General features: G+C 48.3%; 12 protein-coding genes. 7 read left to right on the top strand and 5 right to left on the bottom strand.

What is annotated here, in order from left to right; genetic code table 11:
- Positions 1–214, top strand: a 214-nt coding sequence (locus Q8O92_16475) for a hypothetical protein (GenBank protein ID MDP2984916.1), incomplete at its 5' end; no start/stop codon positions are given.
- A gap of 27 nt (positions 215–241) precedes the next feature.
- On the opposite strand, the gene Q8O92_16480 is transcribed toward Q8O92_16475, so the two are convergent.
- Positions 242–1,120 (bottom strand): T9SS type A sorting domain-containing protein, encoded by an 879-nt coding sequence (locus Q8O92_16480; GenBank protein MDP2984917.1) that lies wholly within the window; start codon positions 1,118–1,120, stop codon positions 242–244.
- Between the two features lie 14 nt (positions 1,121–1,134).
- Complete coding sequence (locus Q8O92_16485) at positions 1,135–2,559, bottom strand: hypothetical protein (GenBank protein ID MDP2984918.1); 1,425 nt, start codon at positions 2,557–2,559, stop codon at positions 1,135–1,137.
- 226 nt (positions 2,560–2,785) lie between these two features.
- On the opposite strand from Q8O92_16485, the gene Q8O92_16490 reads away from it, so the two are divergent.
- Positions 2,786–4,831, top strand: a complete 2,046-nt coding sequence (locus Q8O92_16490; protein ID MDP2984919.1) for a S9 family peptidase — start codon at positions 2,786–2,788, stop codon at positions 4,829–4,831.
- Between the two features lie 174 nt (positions 4,832–5,005).
- Here Q8O92_16490 and Q8O92_16495 read toward each other — a convergent pair whose 3' ends face one another.
- Complete coding sequence (locus Q8O92_16495; GenBank protein ID MDP2984920.1) at positions 5,006–6,442, bottom strand: DUF362 domain-containing protein; 1,437 nt, start codon at positions 6,440–6,442, stop codon at positions 5,006–5,008.
- Between the two features lie 479 nt (positions 6,443–6,921).
- On the opposite strand from Q8O92_16495, the gene Q8O92_16500 reads away from it, so the two are divergent.
- Complete coding sequence (locus tag Q8O92_16500) at positions 6,922–7,785, top strand: ion channel (protein ID MDP2984921.1); 864 nt, start codon at positions 6,922–6,924, stop codon at positions 7,783–7,785.
- 195 nt (positions 7,786–7,980) lie between these two features.
- Here the strand turns inward: Q8O92_16500 and Q8O92_16505 are convergent, their stop codons facing one another.
- Positions 7,981–8,301 (bottom strand): nucleotidyltransferase domain-containing protein, encoded by a 321-nt coding sequence (locus tag Q8O92_16505; protein MDP2984922.1) that lies wholly within the window; start codon positions 8,299–8,301, stop codon positions 7,981–7,983.
- A 408-nt stretch (positions 8,302–8,709) separates the two neighbouring features.
- Between Q8O92_16505 and Q8O92_16510 the strand changes: the two genes are divergently transcribed.
- The 4 genes from Q8O92_16510 (at position 8,710) to Q8O92_16525 (ending at position 12,169) form a co-directional block, all read left to right on the top strand.
- Entirely contained in the window at positions 8,710–9,441 is a 732-nt protein-coding gene (locus Q8O92_16510) for a polysaccharide deacetylase family protein (GenBank protein MDP2984923.1), read from the top strand.
- Positions 9,428–10,153, top strand: coding sequence for a glycosyltransferase family 39 protein (locus Q8O92_16515; protein ID MDP2984924.1), 726 nt, complete (start codon positions 9,428–9,430; stop codon positions 10,151–10,153). Before Q8O92_16510 ends, Q8O92_16515 begins: the two co-directional genes overlap by 14 nt.
- Positions 10,089–11,096 carry a hypothetical protein gene (locus Q8O92_16520; GenBank protein ID MDP2984925.1) on the top strand — a complete coding sequence of 336 codons (1,008 nt, stop codon included), beginning with the start codon at positions 10,089–10,091 and terminating at the stop codon, positions 11,094–11,096. Before Q8O92_16515 ends, Q8O92_16520 begins: the two co-directional genes overlap by 65 nt.
- A 398-nt stretch (positions 11,097–11,494) precedes the next feature.
- The gene (locus Q8O92_16525) at positions 11,495–12,169 is read left to right on the top strand and encodes a glycosyltransferase family 2 protein (protein MDP2984926.1); all 675 of its coding nucleotides are present in this window, start codon (positions 11,495–11,497) and stop codon (positions 12,167–12,169) included.
- 229 nt (positions 12,170–12,398) lie between these two features.
- Here Q8O92_16525 and Q8O92_16530 read toward each other — a convergent pair.
- Positions 12,399–13,575: heparinase II/III family protein (locus tag Q8O92_16530; GenBank protein ID MDP2984927.1), on the bottom strand; the 1,177-nt coding region annotated here is incomplete at its 5' end.

Genomic DNA, 13,575 nt, shown 5'->3' on the forward strand with positions numbered 1-13,575 from the left:
CAGCCCCATAAATCCCCCAAAGGGAGACTTAAAAGACTGCAAGACAAGGCATAATCGGTTTATTAAAAAAGTTACATTTTTGCATTTTCATCTTTACCACGAAAAGTCCCCTCTTGGGGGATTTAGGGGGCTGCCTTCCAAAATTAATAATAAGTATTTGTTTAAAAAAGAGTTAAGAAAATGTTACAGTAAGTTTGTGAATAATTCGGGATAGATATCCTCAAATGAAAATTGTTAGGTTTTATTTTAGAAGCATGACCTTTTTAATATCAACTGCATTTTCTAACTGAGCTTTACAGAAATAAATCCCGCTTGGCATTCCCTGTGCATTCCATGAAAATGAGTTGTGGCCTGCCTTTACCTTTTCATTGGTAATAGTAGCAACCCGTTGCCCGGAAATATTGTAAATTGACAATACTAAATGGGAATCACGGGGGATTGAAATTGTAAAAGTTGTTGCAGGATTAAAAGGATTTGGGAAAGGAGGATAAACAAAAAACCTTAAAGGTAAATCCTGCACCAGTGTTCGAATCCCCAATGCAACCTTTTGGCTTTCCCCTCCGGTACCTACAGCCTGAAGCCAATAATAATAGAGAACACCGTTTAGAGGAACAGCATCCTTATACTCTGCGATTCCGGCTTTTACAGAATCAACCAGTACGGTATAATTCTTCTCATAAACGATAAGCGAGTCGATTGATTTAAACTGTGTGATGGGTATCGGAGTGGTAAATGATGAATTCTGAGACCGATATATCCTATACCATTGCACTTTACCACTTTGTTCTGAAAGCGAGATTTTCCAGGTAAGATTGAGAAAATGTCCCTGATCATTTGGCACATCAGCTACTTTAACATCTGTTGGTGGTTCAATTTGAATCTTCACAGGTGAAAGTGCTATTGGAATGTAACCAAATCCATTATAAATACTATTCTTCTGCCCGTCACTCTGTCCAATTATGACTTGACCAACAGTGCTATTTACAGAATAAAGGGCATTACTTTGTTCAATCGCCCCATTTCCTATTACACTATTCGTGAGTATATAACCTGCATATGATAGATTAGCGGAAAAGCAAAGAAGTATGATAACCAATACGCAACGGGATTTATACTGCATGGCATTCCTCCACATTATTTGTTTTCAAATTTCTTCTTTTGGGCTGCGAGCTCTTTTTGCATTTGAAAGAATATTGACTCTGACGTGATTTTTTGGGCTCCGCTTCTCATTCTTTGTTCAGGATAAAGATTGGGATCTTCATCACCGGATGGCTCATATTCAAGTCGGGCTATTTCGTAACCTTTGCGTTTTGCTACAATGCGATAAGAGAATTCAGCGTTCGGGTCGCCGCTCCTCATTTTTACCTCAAACTGTGAGGTAGTTCTTTTACTCACATATAATTCCGCATCAGAATATGATTGTAAAAAAACATGATATTTTTCAGAAAGGTTAACCGTTTCGGCAAATAATGGGTCAATTGAAATTGATGTAATTCCACTTTGTAGGGTACCAAAGCCATAGTCTGTAAACCATACTTCTGTAGACTCTTCGGTATAAAGCTTGCGAGCGCCTTTTGTGGTTGCTACTATTGCATTTTTGGTTCCCCCAGAGACATAAAGACCTGTTTTTCCCGATGGGACAGAAACATAAATCCCTTGACTGTCATTCCCACTACCATAGAAAAAACCTGTTGGACCAGTACCATTTGTAGAAGCAGCAATTGCTGGAGAACTATTGATTGAATTACTAATTGTAAAAATACCGGCCCAACTACTACCTTGAGTATATCCACTCAAAGCAGGCTGTGACCCACTATTTGAAAAATCACCTGATCCTCCACTACCAAAATTATAAATGGTAAATGCATCATTGCTACTTGTAGTACTTCCAGTATATGGCAATGTTAATCCACCTGTAGAAGTTGCCGAAATTGTAAGTTTGTTGTTAAGAATACTTTGTGTGATATCAATATTGCTCCCCGCTTCTATTTTCACATCACCTTTCAAATAAGTATTGATACTACTTACCACATTTGATCCAACACCCGCGGCTGAAATTCTCACCTTGTTGTTCGTATTGGTGATGGTAACGTTATCCCCGGCCTCCAATGTGACTTGATCTTTAAAATTATTTATGCTTTTCACTACTTGACCCGCCGGTATTTTACCAGCAGTAATCACACTATCGGCTACCGATTTTGCATTAAGGCTATATGGTGATGATGTAAGTTGCATGCGGGGCGTAAGTTCGCCGCCGTCACCAATGGCGATACCGAGCCAGTATTGTTTATCGAATGAAATGTTGAGGGGTTTATTGCTTCCGAGGATAACATTCATGATGCCATTTTTCACGGATACGGATTGTTGTTCAGACCAAATACTTGTACCACCGATCGATACATCGTATAGATTGAAATTCAAAGTGTAAATTCCATCTTTCACAAACGCCCCATCATTATCCCGTATTATGCCCTGGTAACTCATTGTTTGAGGAATTTGAGCTTCAATGATCTGAAGCGACAATATTCCAATAAAGAAGGCAAGAATCAATCGTTTCATCTTTACTCTCCTTTGTTTAACAACATATACATGTAGTGTGTAATTTTATACTATATATACTTTATTGCATTTGCTGTCAAGTAAAATCTGCTAATTTTTCGGGTATGTTTGAAAATTGCGTGTTCAATATTAATGATGCGGCAAAAGTCATGGCAAACTATATTACAGTACGATAAGATATTTTTACACGTTATGGTACATTCAATTTTTAAGGAGAGACCTGTTCATGAAACTTCATATTCCAGTTTTATCGGCTTTGATCGCTTTCCCCCTTACTATTTCTCCGATGTATATTGCGGCAGCCCAGGAAAACTCCGTCCGCTGGACTCCCGAAGTTCTGGTAAAAGGCTTCAACCGGGTTGGCGGCACAACGGTTTCACCGGACGGGAGCCTGGCCGCCTATACGGTATCAGTTCCGCTCACGGAGGGGGAGAAATCGGAGTATCTCTCCCAGATTTGGATGGTTACGGCGGACGGAAAAACGAACCGTCAGCTCACCCGCGGGGAAAAATCATCCACAAATCCGGCGTTTTCTCCCGACGGCAGATGCCTGGCTTTCCTCTCCGCACGCGGAGCGGACGGATTCACTCAAATCTGGCTGCTTAACCTGAGCGGCGGCGAGGCTGAACAGATCACCTTTGGGAAATCCCCGGTGAATTCCTTCGCGTGGTCTCCGGACGGACGGCGGATAGCGTTCACCATGAATGACCCGGAAACCGATGAGGAAGCGAAGAACCGCCGTGAGAGGCGGGACTGGCGGGTGCTGGATACAAACTTTAAATACTCCCACCTCTATACGGTGACGGCGGAACCGGACAGCCGTGGCAGTCATGCGGTGAAACGGCTCACCTCCGGAGCTTTTCACATCTCCGGCTCATCCGCCGCAGATCCCCCTTTTGACTGGTCGCCGGACGGAAAGACCATCGTGTTCAATCACCAGGCGGATCCGACCCAGGACGGATGGTGGACTTGCGATATCGCATCTGTCCCTTCGGACGGTGGGGCGGTCACCCAGCTTGTGACATGGAAAGGCATGGACTTTGCCCCGCGCTATTCTCCCGATGGGAAATGGATAGCGTTTCTCTCAGATGGAAGCATTCCGAGATGGATGCGGTATTTCGATGTATTCATCATACCTTCCCAGGGAGGAGAGCCTCGGAAGCTGGCGGCCTTACCGGATGCAGTTCCGCAGCAGATTATCGGCTGGTCTGCCGACAGCCGCGATATCTTTGTCCTTGAAGCCAGTCATACCTCACGGCGGGTATTTACTCACCCGGTTAATGGCGATTCAGCCCAGTTGATTACCACCGGCCCCGGCGAAAATACCGACGTTTCTCTCAACAAAAGAGGAAACGTGATGGCGTTCGTGCACCAGGAAACGGAAAAGGCCCCTGAACTTTACATTACCGGCACTACCAGATTCAAACCGTCAAAACTGACCGACGTGAATGCCGATCTGGCAAGACTTCCAATGGGGAAAACCGAGGTGATCGCCTGGAAATCAAAAGACGGTCTGGTGATCGAAGGTCTCCTCACCTATCCGGTGAACTATGTGAAAGGGAGGCGCTGCCCGCTCGTTCTGAATGTCCACGGCGGTCCAATGGGCTTCTTCTCGCAGATATATACCGGAGCGAGCACGTTTTATCTCATCCAGCCGTTCGCGCAGGAGGGGTATGCCATCCTTCAGCCCAATCCGCGCGGGAGCACCGGGTACGGCAGGGATTTCCTCCAGGCCAATTACAACGACTGGGGATTCGGCGATTACGAAGACCTGATGTCCGGGGTGGACAAGGTCATCGAGATGGGAGTGGCCCATCCCGACAGCCTCTGCGTCATGGGCTGGAGTTACGGGGGATTCATGACTTCATTCATCGTGACCAAAACCAAACGGTTCAAAGCCGCGAGCGAAGGCGCCGGGGTGACCAATCTGATGAGCTTTACCGGAGTCACCGATATTCACACGTTTCTGCCGGATTACTTCGGTGGGGAATTCTGGGATCGCATGGATACCTATATAAAACACTCCGCCATGTTCAACATCAGGGGGGTAACCACCCCCACCCAGATTCTCCACGGCGAACAGGACAGGCGGGTTCCCCTCGACCAGAGCCTGGAGCTGTATAACGCGCTGAAACGCCAGGGCTGCCCGACCGAGATGGTGGTTTATCCCCGTATACCGCATAATCCGTCTTCCGATCCGAAATTCCTTATCGACATCGGGAACCGCCAGATAGAATGGTTTAATAAGTATGTAAGAAAAATGACAGAGTAAAAAAGTGCCTGAGTGCCTGAGTGCCTGAGTGCCTAAAAAATTGTCTGAATCTTTTTCGTTTGATTACAGGATTGACTTGATGAGATGCCGAAACAAGTTAGGCATGACACGTGTCACCCTGGTCTTTGTCTTTTACTTAGGCACTCAGGCACTTAGGCACTCAGGCACTCTCTTTTAAAAGAACAACCGCTCGCTCGGATCCTTGAGGCGCGCCCAGTTCAGTCCCAGCGGATGACGTTTGATTTCCGAGAGGTCTTTCAGGGGGACGATCTCGCCGTTTCGGATCCAGTATATCTTGATCCTGCTCGGATCGTTTTCACCCAGGCCCCGTTCCTTCGCCACCCGGGTAAACCATATCTCCCGGGGGTCCTGCCCCATGTAATAGCAGCCGACCGAGTCCACTTCGAACGGCGACAAGCCGGCGATGACCATGTTGCAGAGCTGGTCGCTGCCGATTTTGTCACGGTTCAGCTCTTCGCCGTCCAGGCCGATGATTCCTTCGATGATGTTCAACTGCGGCATCAAGATGGCGGCGTTGTCCAGCCCACGCTGGAGCCACATTTCATGCTGCATGAGCACGCCGACCCCTTTCATGAACTCCGCGAGGGCTTTGGGGTCTTTTTTTACTTTGCGATAAGCTTCCCATCCGCCTTTATCCTGGTAGCGCTGGTAGCTGCCGGTATGATCCCAGCGTTTGAATCCTGCGGCCAGATGTTTCCGGAAAGAGGCTTCGACCCGCTCCTGGAAATCGGGGTGGAAATCCCGGTCGAAATCGATCCCAGCCCGCCGCGCGTTGTGCTCCAGACTGTCCCAGGGGGTGCAGAACTGGCCGTACCCGATGGGCACGCACCCCTGGAGATTCTTCACTGTCAGCGTGGTCAGCCCGGTCAGATGGCATTTGAGAGAGGAAACATCGATCAGGAACGTATCCTTGTCCCGGATGGGACGGAAATAGGGGATGCGCTTCCAGATGAGGGAACCGGAGGTGTTCGCCCAGTTCACTTCTTCTTTCTTGAAATCGGTGAACTTGGCATACCCGGCCTCGATCATGGGAATTCCATGAGCGTCGAACGCCTGATACACTCCCCCGTTACGGTGATTTGCGGCGTTCGTGGGGCCTTCTCCTGCCATGATATTCGTGTTCCCGATTTCCCGCAGGCGCTCGGCCATGCCCCCTATGAAATCCGGAGAGGAATACACTCCGGTGGTCCGATTGTAGCAGTGTTCAGGGACATAGGTAAAATTCGGCTTGAAAAAGGTTGAGCCGCCTTTCTTTGATCCCTTGACGAAGAGTTCACCGGCGATCCTTTTCCCTTCCGAGGCCAGTTGCGGCACCGCTTCGGTGAAGTGACCGCTTGCATCCGGACGGGCGTCTACATGGGTCTCGATAAGGAAAACCGCCCGCGGGTTGTTACGGATCTCCGGCCTGATCTCCGGCGGCACATTCTTTTCTTTCCCTTTTCCCAGAATGGCAAGCGCCTCCTCGACGCCCATCCCGCCGCTCGAAGCCGCCGCCTGCGCCCGTTCGGGGGAAAACATCTCGTACATGCCGAGCGCGGTAAGGCTTCCCGTTCCGGCTGCGGCTTTCTTTATAAATTCTCTTCTGTCCATACGCTGTTCCTTTTTTATAATTTTTCGGTATCTGCCAGTATATTCACTTTTCAAAATACAAGCGCCGGTGAAAAAGAGCAAGGGTAAATAATAAGGATGAAGCGAGGCTTTTGCAAAAGTCGTGTTATACATAAAAAGAAAATGAGTTATTAAACTACAGCCCCCTATCCCTCTGTCCCTTGCCGCTTCGCGGGAACGATGAAACCGTTTACCCCCTGAAGGGGGCAAGGGAAGTCGTTGCTCTACAGTCATTGCCGCTTCGCGGGAACGATAGAACCGTTTCCTGCCCCCTCCGGGGGAAGGATGTCCGAAGGACAGAAAGGGGGCTGCTTCAAATATCGACTTTTACAAAAGGCTCGAACTTATTTTGATATTCATTGTTTTTGCTGTATTTTGGAACTATGTCGCTACTGATTTCCATATATAACAGTATATAACAGTGGTTTCCCTTTCAGCACAAGCGATTCCCTGAGGTGAGTATGGGACAAAACGATAGCCCAAAGAAGGAGCCCCGCTTCTCCCAGGAGCAGTATGATATGCTCATCCGCTGCTCAAAGAAAAAGGACATGACGGAATGGAACGAGTGGAGGGAAGCTAATCTGAGAGTGGAGATATTACTGGAAGGGGCAAACCTATGGGGAACCCATTTGGAACATGCATACCTCGAGTCAGCCCATCTGGAAAATGCATTCCTCTGGGTAGCCCATCTGGAACATGCAAAATTATATACAGCAATTCTCGATGATTCGACTAGAGTATGGAATTGTACAGTCGATCGAAATACAGATTTTCGCGGTGTTGGCCTGGGAAATATTCGCATAGACCCGGGAACCAGGCAGCTTCTGGAGTATAACATCCGGCGCATGAACTGGGAGGATTGGTATAAAAAGCATAATTGGTGGAATTGGCCGGTAAAATTTTTCTGGTGGACTTCGGATTATGGTCGTTCAACCGGACGGATTCTCGGTGTTTTTTTCGGTTTCGCCGTGCTGTTTTCTGTTTTTTATTACCTCTGCCCGAATACTTTGGATGATCTGGTTGAAGCGGGTACAAGCAACCCGGAATGGATGAAATGGTTCAGATCGCTCTATTTTTCGATAGTCACCATGACCACGCTCGGTTTCGGCGACATTCACGCCCGTTCTACTTCTTTCTGGGGCCACTTCTTTATTATTTTGCAGGTTTTTCTCGGTTATATCATCCTTGGCGCGCTGGTAACCCGTTTGAATATATTGTTCACTGCCGGAGGTCCCTCCGCCAGGTTTGCGCCTGAGTATATACCTCCAAAAGAAAAAGGTTCGGAATCTGATTTCCCCGGACACAAGGCCGATGCAGAATACTAAATTCCTGGTTTGGAAACAAGAATACAGCGTGGGAATTGAGCATCTCGATTCACAGCATCAGCAAATATTCGCTATCATTGATTGTCAAGTATGCTCCTGATTGCCTCTATGATTCGTAAGGCCGCCTGAATCGCCAGTTCGGTATCCTGTTGCGATACGTGCGCCAAACCTCCATAGTCACCTATACCCCGTAACTCAAATAACCAGGACTCCTTCCCGTTTCGCGTTCCGGAAAAGTTGAAAGCGGCCCTGCTCAAAATCCGTAAGGAAAACCGGTTTGACGGAAATCAACCGGTCGGTTTCCAGTTGAAGGGGGTACAATATCTCGATGATTCTGCGGAGTTCAAGAAAATAATCAATCGGCTCATCCAACAACACCAAGAGGTCGATATCGCTCTCGGGGCCAGCCTGGTCACGAGCAGTGGAGCCATAGAGTACCAGCCCCTTGAAATGTGCGCCGTAGTGGTGTTCGAGAAGGGTTTTGCACCCATTGAGAATGTCTTGAATTGTTTCCATATCATTATTATTGCGATGGATGATACCGATGCGCAAGATATTTTTTTTGTATTCGAGCGTTCAAGAGGCAAGATAGCGGTAGCATGGTCATTGGAACTGAACTACATCCACGTGTAGGATACATAAGTGTTGAGCAAATAATGCCCTAAGGAAAGTTTGCACATTATGGGCGCTTGGTTGGGATAGTCAGGCACATTTTTCTGAATTGACTTATCGGAAAAATTTTCGTTATTTATCTTCGATTTCACAGATATCTGTGAAGGAGCAAATAGATATTGGAACGAGTTCAGGATGACGTGTGTCATGCCGAACTTGTTTCGGCATCTATTCTCAAAATAATATGCAATCAATTCTTCCTTAATCTATAGTATTCTTCTTCATTTGTTTCCTCGAATTCTTAAAGCGACTATGACAGTTGTTTATTGGTGCATTGCGATAGTTTTTTTAACCGGGCTGGGGGCGGCGGCATTCACCCTTTTTTTCGACCAGTCGATTCTGGTGAGAAAAGGTACTTTCTGGCGGGCTGAAACCACCGAAAAAGTCGTGGCGTTGACCTTCGATGACGGCCCATCTCCTGAATGGACGGTCCCAATTCTGGATGAGTTGAAAAAGGCCGATATTAAAGCCACTTTTTTCATACTCGGAAAACAGGCGGAGCGCTTTCCCGGCCTGGTGCGCCGCGTAATGGAAGAAGGCCATGAGATCGGCAACCATTCCTGTTCTCACCGCAATCTCCTTTTCCGAAACCGCCGTTTTCTTGAAACGGAGATCAAGGGCGCTGAAACAAGCATCCGCAACGCCTGCGGTGTGACCACGAAATATTTCCGTCCGCCCAAAGCCTGGCTGTCCGGCTTAGGAAAGAAAACGATAGAGGAAATGGGGTACCGGGTAATATTATGGACCCTCAGCTCAAAGGACTGGGCTTTCTTCGACGAGGCATGGATCGTGCGGAGAATCCTGAAGAACATCCGGCCCGGCGCCATCCTGCTTTTCCATGACGGCGGAGGGGTTTTCGGCCCCGATGGAGGAAACCGCAGCGTGACCGTAAAATCCATTCCCATGCTGGCGGAGAACCTGAAATCGGACGGTTACCGGTTTGTAACCATTCATGAATTGATAACCCTGCATGAGCATGATTGAAATTATCCGTACACATCGCGCTGTCCTTTTCCTCATTGCCGCATCATATTTTTTCTTCATGTTCGGGAACGGCATCCTCAGTCTCACCGAGCCCGACGAAGTTTTCTATTCCCAGACCGCCCGTGAAATGACCCAGCAGCACAGCTTGTTTACACCCTACCTGTTCGGCCAGCCCCAGTTTGAAAAACCCGTACTCTTTTACTGGCTTCTCCAGGCGTCATATGCACTCCTCGGGGAAACGAGTTTTGCCGCGCGCTTCTTTCCGGCTCTGTTCGCGGTCTTAGGGCTCCTTGCTGTATACTGGCTCGGCATCCTGGGCTTCCGGGACAGAAAGAAAGCATTTTTTTCTGCTCTCCTGCTCATGAGCTCCGGGTTGTATGCGGGGCTGGCCAGAACCGTGCTGATCGACATGGTTTTCACCGTGCTGATTCTCTATGCGCTCCTGTCTTTTTTCTGGGCGTATACCCAAAGCGAGAGAAGGGGCGCCGGGATGATTCTTTTCTTTGTCTTTTCGGCCCTGGCCGTTCTGGCAAAAGGCCCGCTGGGAGCGGCTATAACCCTGGGCACAGTGGTGTCATTTCTTTTTATCAAACGCAATATGAGGTTTCTTTTCAGCCGGGAATCGCTCCGGGGGGTTACTGCTCTTTTTGATCATCGCTCTTCCCTGGTACATCCTCATGATTCATCGCTATGGTTCGGTGTTTACCCATGAATTTTTTATTAATGATCATATCAGACGATTCTTTGAAGCTGAACATCACGCAAACGATACCTTGTACTTTTATCCGCTTTCCATCGTTTACTGCCTGTATCCCTGGGGATTGTTTGTCATTGCCGGACTGATTGCCGCCTTGGTAAATATTCGAAAGAATACCGGGAATATAGATGTGTTCCTTTTATGCTGGATTTCCGTTGTCTTCGTAATCTTTTCCCCTGCCCATTCCAAGCTTGTTTCCTATATTTTCCCCCTGTATCCCGCACTTGCGCTCATCGGGGGAAACTTCATCATGGAAAAAATTACTTCTCCACAGTCAGGGCGGCTCTTTTTCGGTCTTTCACTGGGAACTTTCCTTATTCTGCTATTGATACCGGCCGCAATCGTGGTGGTTCTTGTGAAATTCCCCTTTTATCTTTCATCGGTTGTACCTGCCTATGCATACCTGATCATTACACTTGCCATCTCTCTTGTGTACCTGTATTTCATTGTGCGGAAACGGTACATATTTGGATTAGGGGTGCTGGCCGGATACCTGCTCGTGATACTGTCCTCCCTCCTGTTTGTCTCTGGGGATATAGAACCCTATGTATCCTCTTATAAAGCATGTGCATACCTGACCCGGAACTATACGGTGGACAGCGTCATCCTCAGTTCCAAAACATATGCGCGGGGAGTCCGTCATTTCACAGATAAAATGGTCGCGGTGAACGGTATCCGCACCGGCGATTTCTTCAGCCCGCATCCCATTCCGTTCCTCAAAACGGAAGAGGAGGTGAAGGATTTTCTCCGGACTCAGCCGATCACCTGCTGCGTGGTAACGAAATCATCAGCGAAACAAATCCAGGGGCTTGCCGGTACTGAATTCACGGTCAGGGAATTGAATGTCATCGGAAACAGGTATGTTATCGAGGTCAGGAGGACAGAATCGAAAAGATAATTTCTCGCAAAGTTCGCAAAGTAAATAATGAAAAAGCCTTTTGCAAAAGTCGTTTTTAAATTAAAAAATGATAAGTTTTTATTACATCAGCCCCCTAACCCTCAATCCCTTTCCCCTTGAAGGGGGCAAGGGAAGTCGTTTCTCCACTTTCTGTTCCTGCCCCCTCCGGGGGAAGGATGTCCGAAGGACACGGGGTCCCCGCTCGTACGAAGTACGTGCGGGGTGGATTGAAGGGGGCTGCTTCAAATATCTACTTATGCAACTGGCTCGAAAGTATACAGAATTCAGAAACAAGAATACAAAAAAGAACGTATTTGAACGGAGAACTTGTCTTAAAATCCTGTTAATCATGTCCTGTCAAAATTTTTTCATTTACTCTTTAATACTGTAACCATGTCATGAAAACGTGTGTAATTATTCCCGCTTACTGTGAATCCCGCACGATAGGGGAAGTACTGAGGCAAGTGCGCGCCTTCGGTCTGGATGCCGTGGTGATCGATGACGGCTCCGATGACGGAACCGACATTACAGCCCGTGAAAACGGCGCGCTGGTGATCATCAATGAAACAAACGAAGGGAAGGGCGCATCCCTCGCCAAGGGATTCTCCCATGCCCTGTACCGTGGATACGACGCGGTCATCACCATGGATGGCGATGGCCAGCATCTGCCGGAGCATATTCCCGAATTCATCCGCCTGGCTGAATCTAAGGGTCACGGCATCCTGATAGGGAACCGCAGGGGCGATTCCGGGGAAATGCCTTTCGTGCGCCTGCTCACCAATCGGTTCATGTCCTGGCTGATTTCCAGGATCATTCATCAGGAGATTCCGGACAGCCAGTGCGGTTTCCGGTTCATTAAAAGGGAAGTGCTGGAACAGATCAGCCTCCGGACCTCCAAATTTGATGCGGAATCTGAGATACTTTTTCTTGCTTCGGATCTGGGTTTTACCATAGGATCTGTCCCGATCAAAACGGTTTACAGCGGAGAAAAAAGCAAAATCAATCCCCTGATCGACACCTTTCGTTTCCTCCGGCTGGTACTCCGTATTACTAAACACCGTCTGAAGAAATAAATCCCATCTTAAAATATGAGGTTTTTGCAAAAGTCGTTTTTATACTTAAAAAATGCAAATTGTTAACTTTAGCCCCCTAACCCTCAGTCTCTTTCCCATGGGGGGCAAGGGAAGTACGTTGCCCAACAGTCTTTTCCTACCCCCTTCAGGGGGAAGGATGTCCAAAGGACAGGAAGGGGGCTTCGTAAAATAATATGACTTTTGCATAAGCCACTGCAGTAAACAGAATTTACTGTTGGACCTCGATAGAGAGCGCTTTCCGTGTTGCGCCCCTGACAGTTTTGACAGCCATTTCATCTGGATTAAGTATCACTTCGTACGGTTTTCCGGAAAGAGTCACCCGCACTCCAAGCGATCCAGAGACTTTCGCTCCATTCTCATCGACAACATCGAACCTTTCGTACCGTGAAAGCTTAGACTCGCCGCGATTTGGCTCGAACAGAACAACAAAGTCTGCATTACGGGCTTTGCGGCTCAAGAGGAGGAATTCTTTTTCAGGCCCACGGTACTGGCGCGACCATTCGAAGCCGTGAACCGCTTCGACCGACGCGGTGTTGAGGACCCTCATGGCAAGGTGGAGATCATCTTTCGCTCCTTTCCCGGAAAGCAGCCAGTCGCAGCCGAAATCTTTGCTGGTGACCGCCGACGAGAGATTCTGCACCATCTCATAGCCTTCGGTCTTACCGAGCGGTTCTGGCCGCGGTTTCATATCGAGATGAATGCCCGCAAGCCCGTTCGACTTATCAGGGACACCGTGGAACCAATGATCATATATATGTTCCTTGTCCGACCGAAGCAGGTCAAGCACAAGATACGCGCCGTCCAGCACACAGACCGCCCGCCAGATCTTCACACCGGGATAGATACGGTCGTTACGGGTCAATGTCGATGCTGCATCCGGACCGTCCTCGAATGTTATCTGCTCCGAAGCGTGCGGCATATAGTGATCCTTGAAATAATCCTTCATGCCGGATTGGTTGGCGCGGTCGACAACGATAGTGGAATGTGAGGCCGACTGTATCTGCCATGCATGATGGAGATCGGTCGATCCCCATGCGAAATGACCCGGATAACTCTGGCAGTTGTATCCTCCGAAGAAGAGCCCCAGCGAAAGCACTGAGAATGAACCACGGTTGTCCGGTATACCCCACTTGAATTCTGCGTCCATAGTGCCGTTTTCCCATGGCCGTCTGAGGATGCTTAAGCCGGAATAGGGAAAGTTCACCGATGGTGGACGCCCGAATTCAACCTTAGCGCCATTGAGAGGAGGAGCTTCGCCGTCGATGAGATTGCGAGAGGCGAGTTGGCGGAAGAGCGGATCCGGATAGTGCTTCGACGCGTCGAGATAAGCAACCGAGAATTTTTTCGGGTCGAAAGGAACGCTCCACCACAGGGTGCCCCAGAGG

This window comes from Candidatus Latescibacter sp. (genome assembly GCA_030692375.1).
GTDB lineage: Bacteria > Latescibacterota > Latescibacteria > Latescibacterales > Latescibacteraceae > JAUYCD01.